At 72.6% G+C, this 22,008-nt stretch carries 21 protein-coding genes; 10 read left to right on the top strand and 11 right to left on the bottom strand.

Going from position 1 to position 22,008, the window contains the following annotated elements; genetic code table 11:
• Positions 1 to 106: 106 nt before the first annotated feature.
• Together Msi02_RS38095 and Msi02_RS38090 are read right to left on the bottom strand one after the other, a co-directional pair.
• Positions 107 to 1,486 (bottom strand): NAD(P)/FAD-dependent oxidoreductase, encoded by a 1,380-nt coding sequence (locus Msi02_RS38095; protein WP_204052631.1) that lies wholly within the window; start codon positions 1,484 to 1,486, stop codon positions 107 to 109.
• Positions 1,487 to 1,609: 123 nt separating this feature from the next.
• Complete coding sequence (locus Msi02_RS38090) at positions 1,610 to 2,365, bottom strand: SDR family NAD(P)-dependent oxidoreductase (RefSeq protein WP_079319010.1); 756 nt, start codon at positions 2,363 to 2,365, stop codon at positions 1,610 to 1,612.
• 249 nt (positions 2,366 to 2,614) lie between these two features.
• Here Msi02_RS38090 and Msi02_RS38085 point away from each other — a divergent pair, with 249 nt between their 5' ends.
• Together Msi02_RS38085 and Msi02_RS38080 are read left to right on the top strand one after the other, a co-directional pair.
• Positions 2,615 to 4,162 carry a class I SAM-dependent methyltransferase gene (locus tag Msi02_RS38085; RefSeq protein WP_204052630.1) on the top strand — a complete coding sequence of 516 codons (1,548 nt, stop codon included), beginning with the start codon at positions 2,615 to 2,617 and terminating at the stop codon, positions 4,160 to 4,162.
• A complete protein-coding gene (locus tag Msi02_RS38080; RefSeq protein WP_239109132.1) occupies positions 4,159 to 5,559 on the top strand; it encodes an FAD-binding oxidoreductase in 1,401 nt (466 codons plus the stop codon). The genes Msi02_RS38085 and Msi02_RS38080 overlap by 4 nt, the downstream gene beginning before the upstream one ends.
• 82 nt (positions 5,560 to 5,641) lie before the next feature.
• On the opposite strand, the gene Msi02_RS38075 is transcribed toward Msi02_RS38080, so the two are convergent.
• The 4 genes from Msi02_RS38075 to Msi02_RS38060 form a co-directional block, all read right to left on the bottom strand.
• Positions 5,642 to 6,052, bottom strand: a complete 411-nt coding sequence (locus tag Msi02_RS38075; protein ID WP_204052628.1) for an SRPBCC family protein — start codon at positions 6,050 to 6,052, stop codon at positions 5,642 to 5,644.
• Between the two features lie 2 nt (positions 6,053 to 6,054).
• Positions 6,055 to 6,402, bottom strand: a complete 348-nt coding sequence (locus tag Msi02_RS38070) for an ArsR/SmtB family transcription factor (protein WP_204052627.1) — start codon at positions 6,400 to 6,402, stop codon at positions 6,055 to 6,057.
• Positions 6,403 to 6,414: 12 nt separating this feature from the next.
• Complete coding sequence (locus Msi02_RS38065) at positions 6,415 to 6,876, bottom strand: SRPBCC family protein (protein ID WP_204052626.1); 462 nt, start codon at positions 6,874 to 6,876, stop codon at positions 6,415 to 6,417.
• A 175-nt stretch (positions 6,877 to 7,051) separates the two neighbouring features.
• Complete coding sequence (locus Msi02_RS38060; RefSeq protein WP_239109131.1) at positions 7,052 to 8,659, bottom strand: MFS transporter; 1,608 nt, start codon at positions 8,657 to 8,659, stop codon at positions 7,052 to 7,054.
• Between the two features lie 298 nt (positions 8,660 to 8,957).
• On the opposite strand from Msi02_RS38060, the gene Msi02_RS38055 reads away from it, so the two are divergent.
• From Msi02_RS38055 to Msi02_RS38040, 4 genes are all read left to right on the top strand, one after another.
• Positions 8,958 to 9,746: an alpha/beta fold hydrolase gene (locus tag Msi02_RS38055; protein ID WP_079319013.1), complete on the top strand. Its 789-nt coding sequence runs from the start codon at positions 8,958 to 8,960 to the stop codon at positions 9,744 to 9,746.
• Between the two features lie 269 nt (positions 9,747 to 10,015).
• Positions 10,016 to 10,906: a prephenate dehydrogenase gene (locus Msi02_RS38050; protein ID WP_204052624.1), complete on the top strand. Its 891-nt coding sequence runs from the start codon at positions 10,016 to 10,018 to the stop codon at positions 10,904 to 10,906.
• A gap of 324 nt (positions 10,907 to 11,230) precedes the next feature.
• Positions 11,231 to 12,613, top strand: coding sequence for an FAD-binding oxidoreductase (locus Msi02_RS38045; RefSeq protein WP_204052623.1), 1,383 nt, complete (start codon positions 11,231 to 11,233; stop codon positions 12,611 to 12,613).
• Between the two features lie 198 nt (positions 12,614 to 12,811).
• Complete coding sequence (locus Msi02_RS38040; protein ID WP_079320828.1) at positions 12,812 to 13,084, top strand: acyl carrier protein; 273 nt, start codon at positions 12,812 to 12,814, stop codon at positions 13,082 to 13,084.
• 255 nt (positions 13,085 to 13,339) lie between these two features.
• Here Msi02_RS38040 and Msi02_RS38035 read toward each other — a convergent pair whose 3' ends face one another.
• Both Msi02_RS38035 and Msi02_RS38030 read right to left on the bottom strand, forming a co-directional pair.
• A complete protein-coding gene (locus Msi02_RS38035) occupies positions 13,340 to 13,573 on the bottom strand; it encodes a ferredoxin (protein WP_204052622.1) in 234 nt (77 codons plus the stop codon).
• A gap of 97 nt (positions 13,574 to 13,670) precedes the next feature.
• The gene (locus tag Msi02_RS38030; protein ID WP_204052621.1) at positions 13,671 to 14,849 is read right to left on the bottom strand and encodes an acyl-CoA dehydrogenase family protein; all 1,179 of its coding nucleotides are present in this window, start codon (positions 14,847 to 14,849) and stop codon (positions 13,671 to 13,673) included.
• A 278-nt stretch (positions 14,850 to 15,127) separates the two neighbouring features.
• On the opposite strand from Msi02_RS38030, the gene Msi02_RS38025 reads away from it, so the two are divergent.
• Genes Msi02_RS38025 through Msi02_RS38010 form a run of 4 tightly spaced genes read left to right on the top strand, consistent with a single transcriptional unit; the run spans position 15,128 to position 19,273 of the window.
• Positions 15,128 to 15,697, top strand: a complete 570-nt coding sequence (locus tag Msi02_RS38025) for a DUF5987 family protein (RefSeq protein ID WP_204052620.1) — start codon at positions 15,128 to 15,130, stop codon at positions 15,695 to 15,697.
• Positions 15,694 to 17,349 (top strand): GMC family oxidoreductase N-terminal domain-containing protein, encoded by a 1,656-nt coding sequence (locus Msi02_RS38020; protein ID WP_204052619.1) that lies wholly within the window; start codon positions 15,694 to 15,696, stop codon positions 17,347 to 17,349. The genes Msi02_RS38025 and Msi02_RS38020 overlap by 4 nt, the downstream gene beginning before the upstream one ends.
• Positions 17,350 to 17,364: 15 nt before the next feature.
• Positions 17,365 to 18,456: a carboxymuconolactone decarboxylase family protein gene (locus tag Msi02_RS38015; protein ID WP_204052618.1), complete on the top strand. Its 1,092-nt coding sequence runs from the start codon at positions 17,365 to 17,367 to the stop codon at positions 18,454 to 18,456.
• A 13-nt stretch (positions 18,457 to 18,469) separates the two neighbouring features.
• Complete coding sequence (locus Msi02_RS38010) at positions 18,470 to 19,273, top strand: TIGR03084 family metal-binding protein (RefSeq protein WP_204052617.1); 804 nt, start codon at positions 18,470 to 18,472, stop codon at positions 19,271 to 19,273.
• On the opposite strand, the gene Msi02_RS38005 is transcribed toward Msi02_RS38010, so the two are convergent.
• The 3 genes from Msi02_RS38005 to Msi02_RS37995 form a co-directional block, all read right to left on the bottom strand.
• Complete coding sequence (locus Msi02_RS38005) at positions 19,249 to 20,523, bottom strand: kynureninase/PvdN C-terminal domain-containing protein (RefSeq protein ID WP_204052616.1); 1,275 nt, start codon at positions 20,521 to 20,523, stop codon at positions 19,249 to 19,251. The genes Msi02_RS38010 and Msi02_RS38005 overlap by 25 nt on opposite strands.
• Positions 20,520 to 21,269, bottom strand: a complete 750-nt coding sequence (locus Msi02_RS38000; protein ID WP_079320825.1) for a tryptophan 2,3-dioxygenase — start codon at positions 21,267 to 21,269, stop codon at positions 20,520 to 20,522. Before Msi02_RS38000 ends, Msi02_RS38005 begins: the two co-directional genes overlap by 4 nt.
• Before the next feature lie 13 nt (positions 21,270 to 21,282).
• Positions 21,283 to 22,008, bottom strand: a 726-nt coding sequence (locus tag Msi02_RS37995; protein ID WP_204052615.1) for an AMP-binding enzyme, incomplete at its 5' end; no start/stop codon positions are given.

Below are 22,008 nucleotides of genomic sequence, written 5' to 3'. Positions count from 1 at the left end.
CCCGCATTCGGAGTGTGGTCGCCGGTTCTCCCGGCACGCATCTTGCGGCGTGCGCTCTGCGCGGCGGCTCGTGCCGGGACGCGGCACGGCCCCTGCGGCGCGCCTCCTACACGGTCTGCCGCTGGCGCCGGACGACGCCGCGCGGCGGCAGCGTCTTCGGCCCGCGCAGCGACTGCAGCAGGATCCGCAGGAGCATCGCCGGGCGCTGCAGCGTCTCGGGACGCTCCACCTGGCCGGCCGCCCGCATGTACGCGGCGGTGACCTTGCCGTCCCTGGTGGCGGCGATGATCGTCCGCTTGGCCATCGCCTGCGCCAGGCGCACCTTGAACGTCCGCTTGCCCTCCACACCGGGGAAGCTGAGGTCCACGGTGTTGGTCATCTCCCACTGCGGGTCGATCACGGTCCTGGCCAGGTCGCGGAAGTACTCAAGCGGCCGGGGCGCGGCACCGGTGTGCAGGTGGTCGCGGATGACCAGCGCGGACTTCGCCGCGACCGTCATGCCGCCCGCGTACACGGGGTTGAAGCAGGTCACGGCGTCGCCGGTGACCAGCAGGCCCTGGGGGAAGCGGGGCATGTCCTCGTAACGGCGCCGCATCGTGGTCGGGAAGCGGAACGCCACCGGCTCGGTGAGGGGCTCGGCGTCGCGCAGCGCCTCGGTGTACTCCGGGATGCCGAGCGAGTCGATCCAGGCGTACAGGCCGGCCTGGTCGGTCGGCGGGTGGTCGCCCAGGATGCCGTAGGTCGTCATCTCGACGCGGTCGCCCTCGGTCTTGGCGAAGATGCAGCCGCGGGGCAGGCCCGGGTGCGCGACCACGTTGATCGACAGGTCGCCCTGGTAGGGGTCGGAGTTCAGCCGGTAGTACTGCGTCACGTAGCCCAGGCCGATCTTCTTGCGGTCCTCGGGCACCGGCGGGTAGCCGAGCTCCTCCAGCCAGACCGGGGTGCGCGAGCCGCGCCCGGTGGCGTCGACGACGAGGTCGGCGTCGAGGACCTCCACGTCCTGGCCCTGGCGCTGCACGCGCACGCCGGTGATCCGGCTGCGGTCCGGCGTGGCCTCCAGGCCGAGGATGTCGGTCTGCTCCACGAGCCTGACGTTGGGCAGGGCCTGCGTGCGCTCACGGACGTGGTACTCCAGCTTCGGGCGGCTGGCGCCCACGCACAGCATGTCCGCCGTCTGCTGCTGCAGCCGCTTGCCCAGCATGTACCAGCGGACGGTCCCGCCGAGGTCGCCCTTCGGCACGCCGTCGGCGAACAGCTCCTCGGTGATGCCCGGGTACATCTGCTCGATGGCCCGCTGGCCACCGGTCAGCAGGCCGTTGATGTGCTTGCCCTGCGGGCAGCCGCGGCGGGGCTCCTGGACCCCGGCCAGCAGGTCCCGGTCCACGACGAGCACTTCGTCGTACGCGTCGGAGAGCACCCTGGCCGCGAACAGGCCGGCGAGACTGCCTCCGAGAACCACGGCGCGAGTCTTGATCCCGTCGCCCATCCCGTTACCTCCTACGACTTTCTGGATTGATCTGTTGACCGGAGGCGGATCGTCGTCCACGTACGCGGACCGGCTGCCGGTCGGGGCGTTGAGCGGGGAACCCTCAGGCGGGCCGGAGGGAGTTCAGTTGGGGATGGAGCCGACCAGGCCGCCGTCGACGACGATCTCCTGGCCGGTGATGTACGAGGAGCGGGGCGACAGCAGGAAGAGCACCGTCTCCGCGATCTCCTCGGGGTCGCCGATGCGGCCCAGCGCCACCTGGCCGCGGAAGAACTCCCGCACCTGCTCCTGGTTGCCGGTGACGACGTCCAGCATCGGCGTCTGGACGTGGCCGGGGGTGACGGCGTTCACCCGGATGCCGCGCTCGGCCAGGTCCGGGGCGAGCGTGCTCGCCAGGCTCAGCACCGCCGCCTTGCTGGCGGCGTACAGCGCTCCCATGGCCGCGCCGCGGTGTGCGAGCCAGGACCCGTTCAGAACCACCGATCCGCCGTCGCGCAGCAGCGGCAGGGCCTTCTGGACGGTGAAGAGGGTGCCCTTGAAGTTGGTCCCGACCACCAGGTCGTAGTCCGCCTCGGTGATGTCCGCGGCCCGCGAGGCGAACGGCACGCCCGCGTTCGCGAAGACCCCGCCGAGGCCGCCGAACCGTTCCCCCACCCGGTCCATGAGCCGGTCCAGGTCGTCGCAACGGGACACGTCGGCCGGCACGGTGAGGAGCCGCTCGCCGTGCCCGAGCTCCCGGGCGGCGGCCTCCAGCCGGTCCTCGTCACGCCCGGCCAGCGCGACGCGCGCACCGGCCTTCAGCAGACTCCGGGCGGTGGCCAGGCCGATGCCGCTGCCGCCGCCGGTAATGAGTACGGCGATATCCGCGAATTCGCTCATGCTGTCACTTCACACCGCCGCCGCGCGGTTGCGCATCTCATGGAATGCTCATGCGCGGCCATTCATATGTGGCCTGGTGGCCGCCGGAAAGTGTCCAGCACACTGGGAGAAGACCCGTAAGGCCGCCGGTGCGATGATTTCCGCGGACGTTTCGCGATCGCGGGTCTATTCGAGTTCAACACGTGGTTGCCGGTCCACGCGGAATATGGCCGATCCATGCCTTCGAGCATTTATGGAAAGGATTCGCCGATGAGCGTTGCCACGATTACCCCCGCCGTGGCCGACCTCCTGGACTCGTTCGAGAACGCCGCCCCCGACCGGCTCGACGCCGAGTTCCAGCGGCTGACCGGGGCCCTGTGGTCGGAGGGCGCGCCGACAGCCCTCGCCGAGTCCACCGTGCCCGCTCTGATCGCGCTACTCGACCGCGCCGGCGACGACCGCCGGGGGCTGCTGGCCGTGCTTCTCGGCCTGCTCGCCGAGACCGACATCCAGGACGGCGGCGGCGAGGTGGCCGCCGCGGTCCGCGAGGGCCTCGACCGCTACCTCGACCTGCTGCGCGGCGGCGACTCGCGGTCGCCGCTGACGCTCGCCCTCCTCTACCTGCTGTCGCACTTCCCCGCCGACCGCGACCGGATCCTCGCCGCCGCGGGTGAGGCCGCGCTCGACGAGGAGGACCTGACGAGGCTGGAGCGGACGCTGCGGCTCCTGGACCCCGCCGACCCGGACCTCGGCCGGTGCTGGCCCGCGCCGTCGGTGTGGTCCCTGGACGAGACAGAGCGCAAGTTCGACCAGCGGTGGATCCGCGAGCTCACCCCCGAGCAGGTCAGGGCCAACTGGGACTACGACACCCAGACGGTGCTGGCCTACACCGGCGCGAAGGCCTACTGGGCGGCCCGCAACGGGACCCCCGCCCCTTCGAAGGCGCGGCCGATCGACGACAGGCTGCGGACGAGCCCGTCCCCCGTGGCCGCCGACATCTTCCGGCGGCACGCCGGGGCGCTGCGCTGCCCGGGCTGCGGCGGCGCCTTCGAGCTGAGGGACACCGGCGCCCGGTGTGACCGGTGCGCCACCTCCTACCCCATCGCGCACGGCATCCTCGACCTGTCCGCAGGCGTGCGGGACACGGCGGACGTCGCCGACGACGTCACCGCCGACCTGCTGCAGAAGCTCGCCGAGATGCCCAGCATGGGCCTGTACTACGAGTCGGTGCTCCGCCCGGCCTTCCTCCGGGTGGCGGGCTCCAACTGGGGCGACGAGGTCACGTGGGACGACGAGGACGCCTACATCGCGGAGCACGTGCGGCCCGTGGACGGGCCCGTGCTCGACCTCGCCGCCGGCGCGGGCAGGTGGACCGAGGTCCTGGCGCGGACCGTCGGCGCCGAGCGGGTGATCGCCCTCGACGCCGGGCTGCCCATGCTGAACGTGCTGCGGCGCAGGCTCGCCGACGTGCCGGCCGTCCTCGGCGACGCGCTGGCCCTGCCCTTCGCCGACGCCAGCCTCGGGGCGGTGCAGTGCTGGAACGCGCTGCAGGCGTTCCCCGAGGACGCCGAGCGGGTGATCGGCGAGGTGGGCCGGTGCCTGCGGCCCGGCGGCACCTTCACGATGATGACGTTCCGGTTCTCGGACGACCCGGTGGAGCGGCACTTCCAGGAGTCCCACCACTTCCCGAGCCGCCCGGAGGGCATGCTGCTGTTCGACATCGGCCGGATCGCCGAATGGCTGGACGGCGCCGGGATGACCGTCCAGGACCTGTCCGGTCCCGGCACGTTCGTCTTCGTCACCGCGGTACGGCGGTGAGCGGCGCAGCGGCGACCCGGGCCGCCGGGCGGGACCCGGGCGTCACGCCGCCGGGGACGGCGGAGTACGAGGCCGCGACCGCGGTCTTCAACCTGCACGCGCCGGTGCGGCCGGCCGCGGCGATCACCGCGCGGACCGTGGACCAGGTCCGCGCGGCCGTCCGGTACGCCCGCGAGAACGGCCTGGGCGTGCGGGCGCACACGACCGGGCACCAGTCCGCCGCCGCCCGTCCCATGGGCCGCGACCTTCTGGTGCGCACGCTGCTGGACGGACCGGTCGAGGTCGACGCGGCGCGGCGCAGGGCGTGGATCCCGGCGGGCACCCGCTGGGGCGCCGTGGTCGAGGCGGCCGCCGCCCACGGCCTGACCGCGGCGCACGGCTCGTCGCCGACCGTCGGCGTCGTCGGCTACCTGCTGAGAGGCGGCCTGAGCTTCTACGGCAGGAAGGTCGGTCTCGCCGTCAACACCGTGCGCGCGGTCGAGCTGGTCACCGCGGACGGCGAGGTCCGCCGGGTGGACGACGCGTCGGACCCGGAGCTGTTCTGGGCGTTGCGCGGCGGGGGAGGGGGATTCGGCGTCGTCACCGCCATCGAGATCGACCTGTTCCCCGTGGCCCGGGTCGTCACCGGGGCGGCCTTCTGGCCCGCGGCCCACGCCGCCCGGCTGCTGTCGGCGTGGCGCAGGTGGACCTTGGACGCGCCGCCGGAGGCGTCCACCTCCCTCCGCATGATGAACCTTCCGCGCGTGCCGGAGGTGCCGGACGTGCTGTCGCGGGGCACGATGCTGTGCGTCGACGGCGCGGTGCTGTGCGAGTCGGAGGACGACGTGGCGACGGCGCGCCGGCACGCGGAGGACCTCCTCGGGCCGCTGCGCGCCGTCGCGGAGCCGGTGCTGGACACCTGGCACCTCACCACACCGGCCGCAGTGCTCGAGACGCACATGGATCCGGCGGACCCCGTCCCCATCCTCGGCGACCACCTGCTCCTGCGGGAGCTCGACGAGGAGGGCGAGCGGGCGTTCCTGCGGGTGACGGGGGAGGGCTCGGGCTCGCCTCTGATCCTGGCGGGCCTGCGCCAGCTCGGCGGGGCGATCTCCCGCCCGGTCCCGGGCGCGGGCGCGCTCGGGCACCTCGACGCCCGCTACGCCTACTCGGGCGCGGGGGCGCCGGACGGCCCGGCCGCCGAGGAGACGATCAGGCGGCACTGCGCGAAGGTGCGGGCGGCGCTCCGGCCGTGGGACACCGGCCGCACGGCCCCCACCTTCGTGGAGACCTTCGACCAGCCGCAGGGGCATCTCGGCGCCGAGCAGGTGGCGGCCGCCGACCGCGTCCGCGCGCGGGTCGATCCGGCCGGGCTGTTCCTCGGCGACGCCATGGCGAACACGTCCGCCCTGCTGTGACCATGGGGGCCGCTCAGGGCACGGGCCGTACCCCGATCGGCAGGTACGGCCCGGCGCTCGCGTCCACCACCGTGCGGCCGGGTCAGCCGGCCGCGGCGCGCAGCCGCCCGAGCCGGTGCTCCCAGCCGGCGCGGTGGTTGCCGATGTGGGCCGACGGCAGGTCGCGGTGCGTGAGTACGACCATCGTGTCGTCGCCGTCAGGGGTCAGCACGACCTCGACGGTCGATCCGCCGGGCGGCAGCGCGTCGTTGCCGGGGATGCCCCAGCTGAACACGACGCGGTACGGCGGCTCGACGGTGATGTAGACACCGCGCGCGACGACCTCGCCCATGTCGAGCGAGAACACGCCGCCGGGCCGCGGGTCGAGCTCGGCCCGGTCGCCGATCCACTTGACGATGAGCGCGGGGTCGGTGAAGTACGGGAAGACCACCTCGGGCGGTGCCTTGATGTGCTCGGTCGCGACGATGACGTCTTTGCGGATCTGTGCGCTCACGGCTACCTCTTCGGCGGTCGGGGATGGTCCGTCTCGATGGCCTGCTTCAGGCGGCTGAGGGCGTCGGGCCAGAACTCGGAGAGCAGCTCGCGCACCGGCTCGAGCGACTCGTGGCGCAGCGCGTAGAGGCGGCGGGTTCCCTCGCGGCGCTCGGTGAGGAGACCGGCCTGTTTGAGCACGCCGATGTGCTGGCTGACCGCCTGCTGGGTGAGAGTGAAGCTCGCCGCGATCTGGCCCGCGGGCAGCTCGGCGTGCTGGACGAGGCGCAGGATCTGTCGACGGTGCGGGTCGGCGAGCGCCCGCAGCACCGCATCGGGTGCGGCGGACGTCGGCTGCTTCTGCTCGGCCATCGGACTAGGATCTCAGGCCCCGAACGGGGTGCCGGTGCCGGTCTTGGCGAAGGTCTCGATGCTCGCCATGAAGTACGTCCAGGCGGCGACGCAGGAGTCCCAGCACTCGAGCTGCGTGGTCAGGCCGGCGTGCCGGAAGCGGAGCTCTGTGCCGGTGCCGGAGGGGACGATGTCGAACTCCATCGTCGTGCCGAGCCACTCCTGGGTGTGTCCGGTGGGTGTGGTTCCGTCGGGCGTGATGGACTCCCAGACCACGCGGGTGGGCCCGGCTTCGAGGACGCGCATCGCGTTGACGCCGTGGTCGCCGAAGCTGGTGACGAGCGTGCCGCCGACCGTTCCATCGCCCTCGGTCGGGCCCCACCAGCGGCTGACGCCGGCGGCGGAGGTGAAGAGCGCCGACACGGTCTCGGGGCTGGAGGGGAGGTTCAGGACCGCGGTGAAGTCCTCGGCCCGCGTGCTGGTGGTGCTGGTCATCCCGGTCTCCTCTCGGATGTACAAGCAATAACTTGTACAAGCTAATGCTTGTAAACGTAGGTAGACCTCTGCCGCGTGTCAAGGGCCGCAAAGCACCTCGTGTTGGACGGGACGGGACGGGCCGCCGGCCCGGGTCGTCTCCCCGGCCGGCGGCCCTTTGCCGTCGTGCCCCTGGCTACACCTGGCCGGCCGCGGCCTTCTCCGCGCTGCCGTCGGCGGTGTCTCCGGCCGTGCCCGCGGCGTCCGGCCCGGCGGCCTCGGGCTGCGCGCCCAGCGGGGGGATGTGCCTGAGCCGGACCAGCGCCACGACGGTGACGACGGCCATGACGGCCGCGCTCACGGCGGCGACGCTGTTGAGCGAGGTGGTGAACGCGTCCCTGGCCGCGGCGAGCAGCTGCTCGCCCAGCTCGGCGGGCACCCGGCCGGCCGCCGCGACGGCGCCGTCGATGTTCTCCCGGGCGGCGGTGGCGGCGGCGGGGGGCACCGCGCCGGGCACCTCGATCTGGGCGCGGTAGACGGCGACGCCGAGCGTGCCGACCGTCGCGATGCCCAGGGAGTAGCCGAACTCGCTGCTGACCTGGGTCAGCGACGACGCCGAGCCGGCCTTCTCCGGCGGCGCGGCGCCGACGATCAGGTGCGTGCCCAGGGCCAGGAGCGGGCCGCCGCCGAGGCACCACACCGCGAACCCGGTCACCAGGGGGGCCGAGCCCGAGGCGGCGTCCGCCTGGGTGAGGATCAGCAGCCCGGCCACCACGACGGCGAGACCGCCCGCGATGAGGTGACCCGGGCGGAACCGGCGCGCGAGGATCGGGGCGACGAGCATGCTCACCGTGCTGACCGCCATGCCGGGGATCAGGCCCAGCGCCGACTGCAGCGGCGAGAGCCCGTCGACCGACTGGAAGTACTGCGTGACGAACACCAGCGTCGTGCCCGTGAGCATCGTGTAGAGCAGCGCGGCGACGAGTGTGACGGTGAGGGTGGGGTTGGCGAAGAGGCGGAGGTCGAGCAGCGGATCGGCCAGCCGGCGCTGGCGGCGTACGAAGGCGGCGCCGAAGGCGAGTCCGACCACGAGGGCGACCAGCGGCAGCGGCCGCCAGCCGTATCTGACCAGCTCCTTGATCCCGTAGACGGCGGGCAGCACGGCGGCCAGGGACAGGGCCACGCTCGCCAGGTCGAGTCGGCCGGCGTCGGGGTTGCGCGACTCCGGCACCACGAACGGGACCACCAGCAGGAGCAGCGCCATGGCCGGCACGGCCAGCAGGAACACCGAGCCCCACCAGAAGCTCTCCAGCAGCACGGCGCCCGCCACCGGGCCGATGATCGCGCCCGCCGTGAAGCAGCCCGCCCATATGCCGATGGCCAGCGCCCGCTGCCGGTCGTCGCCGAACATCGTGCTGATCAGCGCCAGGGTGGACGGTGCCAGCGTCGCGCCCGCGACGCCGAGCAGGGCGCGCGCCGCGATGAGCATGACGGGGTCGGTGGCGTACGCCGACAGCACGGACGCGATGCCGAACCCGGCCGCCCCGATCAGCAGCAGCCTGCGGCGGCCGATGCGGTCTCCCAGGGAGCCCGCCGTGATCAGGAAGCCTCCGACCATGAATCCGTAGATGTCGACGATCCACAACTGCTGGGTGGCGCCGGCGCCCAGGCTCGTGCTCAGGTGCGGCAGCGCCAGAAGCAGGACGAAGACGTCGAAGGAGACGGCCAGGGTGGCCAGGGCGAGCGCGCCGAGGCCGATCCACTCGCGCGGGCCGGCTTTGCGCGGTGTGTCGTCTGCAGTCACGTTCTCGAACCTTTCGCGATCGTGGGGCCTCTGGTCCGGGCGGCGGACGGATGGTCTGCACCGCCCGGCGCTCATGGTGACGGCATTCCACGGTTACACGCGATGGGAGCCGCGAAATGCTGCACGGCCGGAGAAAATCGATACGTTTCCGGGGTGAGCACGATGGAAGAAGACGCTCGGCATCGGGGCCGGGCAGGCTATAACTTCAAACTGTGCCTGAGGGCCCGGCTGAGGAAAGGCAATGGCCCGGTCCTCGCGGCCTATTCCGGACAGCCGCGACAATTCGGAGAAATCCCACATGACTCACACAACATCGGCGGACGGCACCACCATCGCGTTCGATCGGTCGGGCGAGGGACCGGCGGTGATCTTCGTGCAGGGCGGCTTCACCGATCGGAGCCACCCGACCTGGAGTGGTCTCGCCGCCGCCCTGTCGCCGCACTTCACGGTCTACAACTACGACCGGCGCGGTCGCGGGGGCAGCGGCGACCACGAGCACTACGCCGTCGAGCGCGAGATCGAGGACCTCGCCGCCCTCATCAAGGACGCCGGCGGTGAGGCCTTCGTCTTCGGCGGCTCCTCGGGCGGCGCGCTCGCGCTGGAGGCGGCGGCCCGCGGGCTTGCCATCACGAAGCTGGCGGTCTACGAGCCTCCGTACATCGTCGGTGACAGCCGCGCCCCGCTCCCGGACGACTTCCAGGAGCAGCTCAGCGCCCTGATCGAGGAGGGACGCCGCGGCGACGCGGTCGAGCTCTTCATGGTCCAGGCGTCGGAGGTGCCCGCCGAGATGGTCGCCGGGATGCGTACCCAGCCGTTCTGGCCTGACGTCGAGGCCGTGGCCCACACCCTTCCGTACGAGGCCGCCGTCGTGGGCAGGGGCAACAGGCTGCCCGCCGAGCGGCTGGCCGGGATCACGATTCCCACCCTGGCCCTGGCCGGTGAGAACAGCCCCGAGTGGCTGCGCCAGGGGGCCAAGGCCGTGTCCGAGACCGTCCGGGACGCCGAGTACCGGGTTCTGGAGGGCCAGGCCCACGACGTCAGCCCGGAGGCGCTCACCCCCGTGCTGAAGGACTTCTTCAACGGCTGAGCGTCCGCTCACCGATCTCCGCATCCCCTCGCCGCGATCTTCGCGCGGCGGGGGGATGTCGCGTTCACGGGGGCTCTGCGATGGCAGGAACCGGAATCCGGTGTCACCTTGCTGCCGCCGTCCCCACCTGGTCGCGCCGCCGCGGCGGTACGACGATCGCCGGTGAACGGGTCCCCGGCCGGAAGGCGGCGGTGTCGCGCCGCCCGGCCGGGGCCCGTGCCTTCCCCGCCGGCCGTGCCCCCGAAGGGCACCTCGACAAGGGATGATCAATGTCTGCTTCACTCCGCCGCGTCCTCGTGCTCGGCTGCGGCCTGATCGGCACCTCCGTGGCGCTCGCCCTGCGGGCCGCCGGCGTCCACGTCCACCTGGCCGACCGGGACCTGCGCGCCGTGCAGCACGCGGAGCGGTTGGGCGCGGGACTGCCGCACCGCCCCGGCGACCCCGCCGCCGACGTCGTGGTCGTCGCCACCCCGCCGTCCGCCGTACCGCGCGTGCTGCGGGACGCCCAGGCGCGTGGGCTCGGCGCCGTGTACACCGATGTGGCCAGCACCAAGGGCCGGCTCCTCGCCGAGGCGGAGGCCGCCGGGTGCGACCTCGCCACGTACGTTCCCGGCCACCCCCTCGCCGGAGGGGAGTCCTCCGGCCCCGCGGCGGCCAGGGGGAGCCTGTTCGCCGGCCGGAGCTGGGCGTTGTGCCCGCATCCCGCCACGTCGCCGAAGACGCTCGCCGCCGTGGCGGAGCTGGTGCGGCTGTGCGGTGCGGAGACCGTACTGCTGCCCGCCACCGCTCACGACAGGGTCGCCGCCGCGGTCTCGCACGTGCCCCACCTGGTGTCGTCGGCGCTCGCGGCCAGGTTCGCCGACGCCGACGAGACCACCCTCTCGCTGGTCGGCCAGGGCCTGCGGGACGTGACCAGGATCGCGGGGGGCGCCAGCGGGCTGTGGCGCGACATCCTGGAGCAGAACGCGGACGCCGTCGCGACGGTTCTGGAGCAGCTCGTGGAGGACCTCGCCATGGCCGCGGCCGCGCTGCGGGGGAGGGGCGGCGCCGCCGGCGACCCGCCCACGGACCCGCTCACCGACCTTCTCGTCCGGGGCAACCGGGGGCGTGAGCTCATCGTGCGAGCCCGCGCCGCGAAGGTGGAGTCGCTGGCCGCCTGACGGTTCCAGGGCAAATGGGTTTTGTCGGGGCTTTTTGTCCGATTTCTGGCGTCGTTAATTCAGCAATTTAGAAGAAGCATGTCGCCCCCCTGGGGCCGATAGTTGGATAGCGTGGAACATCCATGGAAAGTCGCGGGCGAGGCGAAAGGCGGTCTCCTGGTGAGGAGGCCCCGATGCCTCACACCTGCCGTCGTTTACCGACGTGCCCCCGGAAGCGTCCGGTGAAGGCGCGGGACGAGGTATCCGTCCACGACGCGCCGAACAAACGCCGGCCGCCGCCGGATCTGCTTGTGAGTAATGTGTCCGATGGATAAGGAACCCCACGTGTCAACTTCCTTCGATCACACAGTCGTCCCTCTCGACCAGTTGCTCGCGGAGTTCGGCGAGCAGGTCGTCACTCCCGACGATCCGCGCTACGACGAGATGCGCGCGGTCTATCCCGGTCAGTTCGACCGCAGGCCGGCGGTCATCGTCCGGCCGAAGGACGCCGCGCAGGTCGCGCGGGTCGTGACGATCGCCCGCGAGAACGGCTGCGAACTGGCCGTCCGCGGCGGCGGCCACAGCAACGCCGCGCACGGCGTCATCGACGGCGGCCTGGTGCTCGACCTGCGCGACATGCGCGAGCTCGACATCGACGTCGAGGGCCGCACGGCGTGGGCGCAGGGCGGCATGAGCGCGGGCGAGTACACCCACGCCGTCGTCGCCCACGGCCTGGTGACCGGATTCGGCGACACCGGTTCCGTCGGACTCGGCGGCCTCACCACGGGCGGCGGCGTCGGCTACCTCGTCCGCAAGCACGGTCTGACGATCGACGACCTGCTGGCCGCCGAGGTCGTGACGGCGGACGGGCAGATCCTGCACACCGACGCCGACACCCATCCGGACCTGTTCTGGGCGATCCGCGGCGGCGGAGGCAATTTCGGGGTCGTCACCCGGCTCAAGTTCCGCCTGCACGAGCTCGAGTCGATCTACGGGGGCATCCTGATCCTGCCCGCGACGGCCGAGACCATCGAGGCGTTCGTCACGCAGGCGGAGGCCGCGCCCGAGGAACTGTCCACCATCGCCAACATCATGCCCGCCCCGCCGATGCCGTTCCTGGCCCCCGAGCACCACGGCTCGCTCGTGATCATGGCCATGATGGTCTTCGCCGGGCCGCAGGAGGACGGTGAGCGCGTCCTGGCCCCCTTCCGCGCCATCGCCGCGCCGCTCGCGGACATGGTGCAGCAGATGCCGTACTCCGGCGTCTACCCGCCCGAGGATCCCGGCTTCCACCCTGTCGCCTCCTCTCTCACGATGTTCGCCGACAGGATCGACCGGCAGGCGGCCGAGACGATCGTCAAGCGCCTCACGTCGTCCACCGCCTCGATGGCCGCCACGCAGCTGCGCGTGCTCGGCGGTGCCATGGCGCGGGTGCCGGTCGACGCGACCGCGTTCGCCCACCGGAAGAGCCGGATCATGGTGAACCTGGCCGCCATCTACGAGAACCCGCAGGACGCGCCCGTCCACGACGCGTGGGTGGCGGAGTTCGCCGACGAGCTCCGGCAGAGCGACCACGGCGCCTACGTCAACTTCCTGGCCGACGAGGGCGAGGAGCGGATCCGCGCGGCCTACCCGGGGGCCACCTGGGACCGCCTCCGGGCCGTCAAGACGACGTACGACCCCACGAACTTCTTCCACCTGAACCAGAACATCCCGCCCCTGCCGTAGCCGGGGGAGCCGGCGTAAGGTCCCGTGGAACCCGCTCGGCGGGGTCCACGGGACTTTTGCGTGGGTGCCCTTTCGAACCGGCAATCTCAGAGATGAATTGCCTCATCCGGACATGATTGTATAAATCAGGGAATTTACGTGGCGGAATTCGCTCACGCGCCCCTCATGGATGCTTGCGGGAAATTGGGAGGACACCGGATGAATGGCAACCGTCCCAGCGAGCCGAGCCTCTCGCAGATCGAGGAGAAGGTCGCGGAGATCTGGAAGAACGTGCTCAACGTCCCGGACGGGATGGAGAGCGCGACCTTCTTCGACCTGGAAGGGGAGTCGATCTCGGCCGTGCGCCTCGTCTCCCGGATCGAGGAGGAGCTCGGGGTGTCCATCGACGTGGGCGACATCTTCGAGGAGGACCCCGACGCGCGCGCACTGGCGCGCAAGGTCGCGGAGGCGGCCCAGGCGGCCGCCGTGTGACCACCGTGTGACCAGGCCCACCCTGCGACGAGTACGCGTGCCCGGACCGGTGAGACGCCCTCCCGGCCCGGGCACACGTGTCCTCCCGCCCGGAACGGGCCGTCCCCCGGGCCGGCGGGCCGCGTCGTTCCTGGAAGTGACACGTCCTCGTACGTTCTCCCTCGCGGGGTCGCTCCCGCCGTGACGGCGAAAGGCCTCCCCACACGCCCGGCGTGGGGAGGCCTCCGGCAGAAGAGGGGCGGCCCGGGTGGGCGGTCAGACCGGCTCCGGCGCTATCTCCGCGCCGGTGGCGAGGTCGGCGACCCGGATGGCCTGCAGCGGGCAGCACTCCGCGGCCTCCAGGACGTCCTCGTCCTCCGGGATGTCCTCCCGGACGGGCCGCGCGCCGCCGGGGGTGAGCTCGAACCGGTCACCGGCGATCCCGACGCAGAAGCCGGAGGAGTGACACTTCCGCCGGTCGACCGTCAACCTCCATCGTGGTTCGGTCATCGTGCTCTCCACTCCTGTTCCTCAGAACGTGTGCGCGCGGCTTCCGCGGCACGCCGTCGGGCCGCGGAAGCCGCGCGTGGTGGCCGGGGCGCCCGGCTCAGATGTAGAGCGTGTTGGGCTCCAGGCCGCACAGGACCCGGCCGTACAGTTCCGCGTTGGTGTTGGGGTGCATGAGGGCGTGCAGGCTGACGCTGCTCACGTCGCGGGCGATCCGCTGGATCGGCACGTCGGTGTAGATGGACGAGCCGCCGCTGGCCCCCGCCAGGATGTCCACCGCCTCCTTGGCCAGGCGGACCACGGCGCCCATGTCCGCACGCGCCCGGACCCGCTCCTCCAGGGACCACTGCTCGCCCGACTCGCCCTTTCCGTCCACGAGGGCGGTCAGCCGGTGGGCGTGGAACTCCGCCTCGTCGATCTTCATGGTGGCGTCGGCGACCTGCAGGTGGGTCAGCGGCGCCTCGGCCTGGGAGGCGTAGTCGGTGTAGGTGATCTTGCGCTGGGGCAGGCGCGCGAAGAACGCCTCCCTCGCGGCCTTCGCCAGGCCGAGCACGGTGCCGACCGACGACGCGGAGGCGACCGGCAGCAGCGGCGCCCGGTAGATGGGGCTGCCGGCGTTGAGCCGCGAGGCGTACTGCCCGGTCAGGACGGCCGGCAGGGGCAGGATCCGCTCGGCGGGGACGAACACGTTCTCGGCGACGGTGCTGACGCTGCCGGTGCCGCGCAGGCCCGAGGTGTGCCAGTCGTCCACGATCTTCAGGTCCGACATCGGGACCAGCGCCATGATCGGCAAGGGGCCTTCCGGTGTCATCCGGACCGCGATGATCTCCTGCCAGTGGGCGTGCCAGGTGCCGCTGACGAAGCCCCACTTGCCGTTGACGACGACGCCGCCGTCCACCGGGTCGGCCATGGCGCTCGGGCTCAGCGTGCCGCAGATGCGCACGTTCTCGGTCGAGAAGACCTCGTCCTGCACCTCGTCCGGGAACAGGCAGGCCATCCAGGTCGGGATCCAGTAGACGGAGGCGGTCCACGCGGTGGAGCCGTCGGCCTTCGCCAGCTCGGCGGCCACCTCGACGAGAGTGCGGGTGTCGGCCTCGTAGCCGCCGTAGCGTGCCGGGACCCGCAGCTTAAAGACGCCGGCCCCGGCCAGGGCCTCGATCGTGTCGTCGTGCAGGCGCCTGTTCTCCTCCGACCAGCCCGCGTTCTCCCGGAGAGCGGGCACGAGCTCCGATACGCGCCGGACGAGCTCTTCTCTCGTCGGGACACCGGTCAGCAACATCGTTTCCTCCTCGTCGTGTTTCGAAAGCCGTGTCCCGCCGCGCGTGGCCCAGATGGTCGCCTGGCCGCGTTGTCGCCCCACCCGCGAAGACGGCGCTTCTTCAACACTCAGGGGTCCGCAGATGACATCCCACCGAATGTCGCACCCCGTGCCCGACCGGCACACCTTCGTGATTGCGCTCGGGTCGTGCCGGACGGCACGCCGGAAGATGCACCGTCCGTCGGACAACCCGGACGATGAGGACGACCTGAGTCGAACTGAGACATGAGGGAACGCCCATGCCGCCGGGAACCCCAGCAGAGGACAGCATCAGGACAATCACCCTGGAAGCCTTCGCGGACACGATCATCCCGGGGGAGAAGAGGCACCCCGGCGACAGAGCCGTGGCGGGAGCGGCGGCCGGAGGCGGCGCCGTGCAGGCCGGTGCGATCGAGCTGCTGCAATGGAACGCGACCGGTGTGTCCGAAGGGCTGGACGACTACGCCCGCCTGCTGAACGAGCACGCGTCGGCCTACGCGGACGAGGCCGGTCTCGTCCTCGACGCGTCGGTCCCGCCGTTCGTGGCGCTCCCGTTCGAGCACCGTACGGCCTTGGTGGCGCGGCTGACCGCGCCGGACCACCCGGAGAAGCCGTTCTGGATCCTGCTCGCGCTGTTCAGCAATATGGCCTACGACTCGGCCGCCCACATGCACACCGCCGAGGCGATCGCCGCGGGCCACCCCGGCCTGCGCGCGATGGGCATCGCCGCCCCCGGCGCCGATGGCCTGTGGCGCTTCCCCGCGTTCTCGTACGGCCGGCCGCTGGCCCGCCTGCACCCGGACACGACCCCCTCAGGGAGCCCCGCATGACCAGCACAGAGCGTACCGACGTCCTCGTGGTCGGAAGCGGCTTCGGCGGAGCGATCACCGCCTACCACCTCGCCGCGGGCGGCGCGAAGGTCGAGATCCTGGAGCGCGGACCGTGGCTGACCGCCAAGGACTTCGAGCAGGACTTCATGCTCGGGTCGTCGTACACGAGGATCTTCGACTTCACCGTGGGCGAAGGCATGAGCATCCTCGGCGGCAACTGCGTGGGCGGCGGCAGCGTGGTCTACTTCGCCGCGATGCCCCGCGCCCCGCGCTTCGTCTTCGAACGGCAGGGCGGCCTCGGGCGGCGGGTGTGGCCGGCGTCGGTCAGCCGCGACACGCTCGACCCCTGGTACGACCGCGTCGCCGAGTCGATCCCGATCACCAAGCAGGACTGGGACGACGTCACCTACGCCGGCGGCCTGTGGGCCGCCGCCTGCGACCACTCCGGCCGCACCGCCAACCCGGTCCCCGCGGCGGTCGACCGGAACCGGTGCACCAACTGCAACTGGATGATGGCCGGTTGCAAGTTCGACGCCAAGCAGTCGCTGCTGCTCAACTACCTGCCCGCGGCCCTCGCCCACGGCGCGCGGATCAGGCCGCTGCACGAGGTGCAGCGCATCGAGCGCAACCACGACGGCTCCTACCGGGTCCACTACGACCTCATCGACGAGGAGGACTACCGGATCCGCAGCGCCGGCGGGGCCATCGACGCCAAGATCGTCGTACTCGCCGCCGGGGCGGGGGCCACGCCGGTCATCCTGCAGCGCAGCGAGGCCGCGCTGGGCCGGATGCCGCACGGCGTGGGGCGGTACTTCTCCGGCAACGGGGAGCGCCTGAACACCGCGGTGCTCAACGAGGACCGGGTCCGCGAGGTCCTCGGCCTCACCCGGGAGGGCGGCCTGGCCTACGCCGCCAACCAGATCGGCAAGGGCCCCACCGTGGCCAACTGGGACCGGCTCGACGGCTCGCTCCCCGAGTTCACCCGCTACTCCCTGGAGCAGCTGTACTTCCCGCCCGGCCTCGGCACGATCCTCGCCCAGGTCGCGGACGCCGTCGGCCCTTCCTGGTTCGGCGTGCGGAAGAAGGAGATGCTCAGCCGCTGGCAGTCCTGGCTGATCATCTTCCAGATGATCGAGGACGCCAACGAGGGCGTCTTCGGGCCGCCGCCGGCCGCCGGCAACGCCGACCGCATCTCCCAGCAGATGCTCGGCGTCGGCCGCCTGCGCTACGACCCGGCCGAGACCACGCTCCGGGCCTGGGCCATGGCGGACGCCGAGGTGAAGGAGATCCTCGAGCGCGACGGCCTGGCCGAGGTCACCGCCTGGACCAACGACGTCGTCGGGGCGTACACCGTGCACCCGCTCTCGTCCTGCCGGATCGGCGATGATCCCGCCACCTCCGCCCTGGACGACCGCAACGAGCTGCGCGGGCACCCCGGCATCTTCGTCACCGACGGTTCCGCCGTGCCGACGGCGCTGACCGTCAACCCTGCCATGACCATCGCGGCGCTCGCCGAGCGCGCGGTCCCCGGCATCGTACGGGCCGCCCGCGAGCGCGGCGTCGAGGTCACGTACGGAGCCCCCGCGCCTGACGGCGCCACGAGCGGCCGCCGCGGGGTGGCCGAACTGGTCCCCACTCTCATGCGGAAATAGGAAAGGTGACCGGCCATGGGCGCGATCCTCACCCGGGCGACCCTGTCCGGCTCGCTGGCGCAGGTCAGGCACGTCACCCCCGTGCCGCCCGGCGCGGCCCCCGAGCACGTACGCGCGGTGTACGCGCAGGTCGAGCGGGACTTCGGCATGCTGGCGCCGCCGGTGATCCTGCACTCTCCGGCACCGGAGTCCCTCGCGGCGTGCTGGACGATGCTGAGAGAGTCTCTGCTCGCGGCCGGAGCGGTGGGCAGGCCGGTCAAGGAGGCGGTCGCCGCCGCGGTGTCGCACGGCAACCGCTGCCCCTACTGCGTGGACGTGCACGCCGCGACACTGCGGGGCCTCACCCGCGGCCGCCACGCCGCGGAGATCGCCGCAGGGCGGCTGGAGGTCGTCGACGATCCGGCGATCCGCGACGTGGCCGAGTGGGCACGCGACCTCGGCCGCCGCGAAACCGCGCGGCGCCCGCCCGGGTCGCCCGCCGAGGCGGCGGAACTGGTCGCGGTCGCCGTCGTCTTCCACTACCTCAACCGCATGGTGAACGTCTTCCTCGGTGACTCGCCGCTGCCGCCCGAGGTGCCCGCGCGGGCACGTCCCGGTCTCATGCGGCTGTTCGGGCTGGTGATGAGCCCGGCCGCGCGCAGGGCCGGAACCCCGGGGCTGTCGCTCGACCTGCTGCCCGCGGCGCCGCCGCTCGCGGAACTGGCCTGGGCGAACGGCTCGCCGCGCATCGCGAAGGCGTTCGCCCGCGCCGCCGCGGCCACCGACGCCGCCGGCCGCCGTTCCGTGCCGGAACCGGTCCGCGAACTGGTCGGCGCCCTGCTCGACGAGTGGGACGGCGCGCCTCCCGGACCCAGCCGCGCGTGGGCCGCGGAGGCCGTCCGCGCCCTGCCCGAGACGCAGCGCCCGGCGGGCCGCCTCGCGCTGCTCACCGCGATGGCCTCCTACCAGGTCGACCAGGGCGTCGTGGACGACTTCCGGCGCGGGACGCCGGAAGATCGGGCCCTCGTCGAGCTGGTCTCGTGGGCGAGCCTGGCCGCGGCCCGCCGGGTCGGCGCCCGGGCCGTCGCCCGGCCGGCCGCACACGCATCCCGATCCGACCACGAGTGAGAGGACGTCCCGCATGACCCAGTTGGAGACCGTGCTCAAGGACCTCGCCACAGAAGGCGAGAAGCTCGACCGCCTGGTGTCCGGCCTCGACGCGGACCAGTGGCGGCTGCCCACCCCCGCGCCCGGATGGACGATCAGGGACCAGATCGCCCATCTCACCTTCGTCTTCCGGCTGGCCGCGACGGCGGCGAGCGACGCCGCGGCGTTCGAGGCGATGACGGCGCCGGCGAAGGGGAACTTCGACGCGGCGGTGAACGCGGCGCTGAAGGACTACGAGAACGACACGCCGGAGGTGCTGCTCGCCCGGTGGCGGGCCGAGCGCGAGAGGGTGACCGGGGCGCTCGCCGCCGTCCCGGCGGGTCAGAACGTGCCCTGGCTGGTCAACCCGCTGCCCCCGGTGGTGCTGGCCTCCGCCGGGATCATGGAGCAGTTCGCCCACGGGCAGGACGTCGCCGACACCCTCGGCGTGGACCTGGGGTGGTCGGAGGGGCTGCCGCACCTCGTCGTGTTCGCCGTGCTGACCCGCGACTTCGGCTATCTCTCGCGCGGCCTGACGCCTCCGGCGGAGGAGTTCCGCTTCGAGATCACCGCGCCGTCCGGCGAGGTGTGGGCGTACGGCCCGGAGGACGCCCGGCAGCGCGTCAGCGGTCCCGCCCTCGACTTCTGCCTTCTGGTGACCCGGCGCCGGCACCGGGCCGATCTCGCGGTCACCGCCGTCGGCGAGGAGGCCGAGCGCTGGCTGGACATCGCCCAGGCGTACCGCGGGCCGGCGGGCGCCGGCCGTACGCCCGGTCAGTTCGCCCCCGCCCGCGTGTAGGGGTCCCGCCACTCCGGGCCCTGCCGCGCCGTCCCGTGGTCCCGCCGCACGTCCGGCGGGACCACACGCGTGTGCGCGCCGAGCGCGGCGATCTCGGCGCCGAGCGCGTCGACGGCGGCCGCGAGCTGCGCGTCCGACAGGTACGGCGCCGGACCGAGCCGCAGCCACTCGCCGCGGCTGTCGGCCAGCACGCCCCGGGCCGCCAGGCCCTCGCGCAGCCGCGCGGCGTGGGGGGAGCGGAGCGCGAGGAACCCCCCGAAGTCCTCGGGCGCGCCCCGGCGGTCGCGGGTGATGACATGATCGGGGGCGTCGAGCGCGTCGAAGCGCTCCGCCAGCAGCCCAACCTGGCGCAGCGAGACCTCCCGCAGGAACCCCGGGGTGAGCCCGTGCTCGGTGAAGAACCGGAACACCCGGGCGGCGCGGTAGTGGCTCACCGGGTCGTACGTCGCCCCCGCGAAGCGAGCCGCGCCCTCCGGATAGCCGACGCCGCCGGGGCGCGGGGCGGCATCCAGCTCCGCGAACTCCGCGAACCATCCGGTGATCACGGGCCGCAACGTCGCGGCGTGCGGGGGGATCCGCAGGAAGCAGTTGCCCTCGCCGAGCTGGAGGTACTTGTAACCGCCGCCGACCACCCACGCGGACTCCAGGTCCGCCGAGGAGAACGGCACGGCGCCCAGGGCGTGGTAGACGTCGACGAGCAGTTCCGTCCCCCGCCGGCGGCAGGCGGCGGCGAGGCGATCGAGCCCCGGCACGATCCGGGCCGTCTCGAAGAGGACCGCCGACACCAGGACGGCGGCGGTCCGGTCGTCGACGGCCTCGGCCATCCGCTCGGCCAGCGTGTCCGCGGGCTCGGCCGGGATCCTGACGACCTCGACGCCCTCCTCCGCGAGCCGGCCGAGCTGGCGCCGCATCGTGTGGAACTCCCCGTCGCCGGTGACGAGCCGGGGCCGGCCGCGCAGGTCGAGGGCGGACAGGAAGCGCAGCAGGAGCTCGTGCGTGGAGCCGCCGAGGGCGAGCTCCGCGGACGGCTCGTGCAGGAAAGCGCGGAACCCCTCCCTGACCAGCTCCGCCTTCTCCATGGCCCGGCCCCACTTGGCGTCGGCGTCTGCGGCGGCGTCGTGGAACGCCTCGATCTGGCCCTCCAGCGCGACGTCCGGCCACGCCTGGTGGGAGTGGCCCGTCAGGAGCAGGCGCCGTTCGACCCCGAACATCGAGTAATGGGGCGCGAGCCGCGCCGACTGGTCGTTCACGTCAGGCTCCGCATGGTCCACAGATCGGGGAACACCGGCGTGAACGCCTGGGCGTGGGAGGAGATGGGGGCGTGCTCGCCGTCCATCGTCCGCTCCACCATCGACAGGTGGCGATAACGCCATTCCTGGAAGCACTCGTCGAGGTCGGTCAGCCGCTCGCAGAGCTGCGCCGCCATCCCGTCGTCCTGGTAGACCCGCACCAGCACCGTCTGCAGCTCCCGCGAGGGCTTCAGCGGCGCGGACACGTTCCGGCAGAGCAGCTCGTACGGCACCGCGTAGCCCTCGGCCACGAGCAGGCGCAGGAAGGCGTCGAAGACCGATGGCCGGCTCATCGCCGCGCGGATGCTCCTGCCCGCCTCGTTCTCCTCGGGGTGGTGCTCGTACATCCAGGGGTGGCGCTGCCCCAGGACCGCCTCCACCTCACGGAAGCGGGCGGTGGTGCACAGGGCGGCGAACCGGGGGGTGGCGAGCGGTTCGATGATCTCCATCTGGGCGACCGCGGCCTTCAGCACGCGAAGCGACCGGTCGAGGGCGGACAGGGCGCGGGCGCAGTCGCCGGCGGCCAGCCGGACCTGCAGCACCGTCAGCTCGTGCAGCAGCTGGGTGAACCAGAGTTCCTGGGTGCGGTAAACCGTGCCGAACAGCGTCTCGCCGCTCCCGTCCGCCCCTGAGGACCGGCGAGGCGGCGCCCCGGCCGGAGCCGGTGTCGTGGAGTAGGTGAGCAGGGGTGCGTTGCCGGAGTCCATGGGTGCCTCTCCTTCACAGGGATCGCGCGGCGGCGGCCGGGGTCGGTTCCGGGGCGGTGACGGGCGCCTCGTGGCCGTCCCGCAGGGCACGGCGGTCCACCTTGCCGGACGACGTATGGGGCAGCGCGTCCACGAAGCGGACGTCGCGGGGGTACTTGCGCGGGGCGAGCCGCTCCTTGACGAAGTCCCGCAGCTCGTCGGCCGTGACCTCGCCGCGCCGGACCACGTAGGCCCTCGAACGGGTCAGGCCGTCCTCCTGGTAGCCCACGACCGCGCACTCCAGCACCGCCGGGTGCGTGCGCAGGCAGTTCTCGATCTCGGCGGGGGCCACGTAGACGCCGCCGATCTTCAGCAGGTCGTCCACCCGCCCGCGGTACTCGAAGGAGCCGTCGGAGCGGCGGACGACCAGGTCGCTCGACCTGACGGTGTGCTCGGCGACGAACGTGGCGGCGCTCTTGTCCGGCTCGCGCCAGTATCCGAGCGCCACCGGCTCTCCGGTGATCTCCAGACGGCCGACCTCGCCGTCCGGCACCTCGTTCCCGTCGTGGTCCACCACCCGCGCGCGGTAGCCCGGCACGACCTCGCCCAGGCTCCCGGGGCGGGACCGGCCCGGGCGGTTGGACAGGAAGATGTGGTAGGCCTCGGAGGAGCCGATCCCGTCGACGACCTCGACGCCGAAGGTGTCCAGCCACCGGCGGTGCAGTTCCGGCGGGAGGGCCTCACCCGCGGACGTGCACAG

Source organism: Microbispora siamensis, assembly GCF_016863095.1.
Taxonomy (GTDB): Bacteria; Actinomycetota; Actinomycetes; order Streptosporangiales; family Streptosporangiaceae; genus Microbispora; species Microbispora siamensis.
Note: the sequence above shows the minus strand (reverse complement) of the source record. Positions and strands in the feature narration are given on the sequence as shown.

What these genes read in the sequence shown, in the direction of transcription:
- Msi02_RS38095 (WP_204052631.1), bottom strand. Translation starts at nt 1,486, where the DNA reads ATGGGCGACGGGATCAAGACTCGCGCCGTGGTTCTCGGAGGCAGTCTC.
- Msi02_RS38090 (WP_079319010.1), bottom strand. Translation starts at nt 2,365, where the DNA reads ATGAGCGAATTCGCGGATATCGCCGTACTCATTACCGGCGGCGGCAGC.
- Msi02_RS38085 (WP_204052630.1), top strand. Translation starts at nt 2,615, where the DNA reads ATGAGCGTTGCCACGATTACCCCCGCCGTGGCCGACCTCCTGGACTCG.
- Msi02_RS38070 (WP_204052627.1), bottom strand. Translation starts at nt 6,402, where the DNA reads ATGGCCGAGCAGAAGCAGCCGACGTCCGCCGCACCCGATGCGGTGCTG.
- Msi02_RS38065 (WP_204052626.1), bottom strand. Translation starts at nt 6,876, where the DNA reads ATGACCAGCACCACCAGCACGCGGGCCGAGGACTTCACCGCGGTCCTG.
- Msi02_RS38055 (WP_079319013.1), top strand. Translation starts at nt 8,958, where the DNA reads ATGACTCACACAACATCGGCGGACGGCACCACCATCGCGTTCGATCGG.
- Msi02_RS38050 (WP_204052624.1), top strand. Translation starts at nt 10,016, where the DNA reads ATGTCTGCTTCACTCCGCCGCGTCCTCGTGCTCGGCTGCGGCCTGATC.
- Msi02_RS38040 (WP_079320828.1), top strand. Translation starts at nt 12,812, where the DNA reads ATGAATGGCAACCGTCCCAGCGAGCCGAGCCTCTCGCAGATCGAGGAG.
- Msi02_RS38035 (WP_204052622.1), bottom strand. Translation starts at nt 13,573, where the DNA reads ATGACCGAACCACGATGGAGGTTGACGGTCGACCGGCGGAAGTGTCAC.
- Msi02_RS38030 (WP_204052621.1), bottom strand. Translation starts at nt 14,849, where the DNA reads ATGTTGCTGACCGGTGTCCCGACGAGAGAAGAGCTCGTCCGGCGCGTA.
- Msi02_RS38025 (WP_204052620.1), top strand. Translation starts at nt 15,128, where the DNA reads ATGCCGCCGGGAACCCCAGCAGAGGACAGCATCAGGACAATCACCCTG.
- Msi02_RS38020 (WP_204052619.1), top strand. Translation starts at nt 15,694, where the DNA reads ATGACCAGCACAGAGCGTACCGACGTCCTCGTGGTCGGAAGCGGCTTC.
- Msi02_RS38015 (WP_204052618.1), top strand. Translation starts at nt 17,365, where the DNA reads ATGGGCGCGATCCTCACCCGGGCGACCCTGTCCGGCTCGCTGGCGCAG.
- Msi02_RS38010 (WP_204052617.1), top strand. Translation starts at nt 18,470, where the DNA reads ATGACCCAGTTGGAGACCGTGCTCAAGGACCTCGCCACAGAAGGCGAG.
- Msi02_RS38000 (WP_079320825.1), bottom strand. Translation starts at nt 21,269, where the DNA reads ATGGACTCCGGCAACGCACCCCTGCTCACCTACTCCACGACACCGGCT.